The organism is Myxococcus sp. AM009, assembly GCF_013372605.1.
Lineage (GTDB): Bacteria > Myxococcota > Myxococcia > Myxococcales > Myxococcaceae > Myxococcus > Myxococcus vastator.
On record NZ_JABXEP010000469.1, the window covers coordinates 1 to 431 of the forward strand.

Genomic DNA, 431 nt, shown 5'->3' on the forward strand with positions numbered 1-431 from the left:
CACCGAAGGCATTACCAACTACGACCCGATCTGGCCGCGGCACGGTATCCGGATTATTCCGGGGCCGTCGTCGCTATGGCTGGATGCCGCGGGCAAGCGGTTGCCGGTACCGTTGTTTCCCGGGTTCGACACCCTCGGCACATTGGAGTACATCACCAAGTCTGGACATGACTACACCTGGTTCGTGTTGAATGCCAAGATAATCGAGAAGGAATTCGCGCTGTCCGGTCAGGAGCAGAACCCTGACTTGACCGGTCGGCGCCTGGGCCAGCTGTTGCGCTCTCGGGCTCACGCCGGCCCGTCCGGACCGGTGCAGGCATTCATCGATCGTGGTGTGGACTGCGTCCACGCGAGCTCGTTGCGCGAGTTGGTGGCCGCGATGAACGAGTTGCCCGATGTGGTGCCGCTGGACTACGAGACGGTGGCAGCCG

General features: G+C 62.6%; 1 protein-coding gene. It reads left to right on the forward strand.

Annotated features, from left to right (window positions below; genetic code table 11):
• Nucleotides 1-431: FAD-binding protein (locus tag HV824_RS36430; protein ID WP_176425342.1), on the forward strand; the 431-nt coding region annotated here is incomplete at both ends.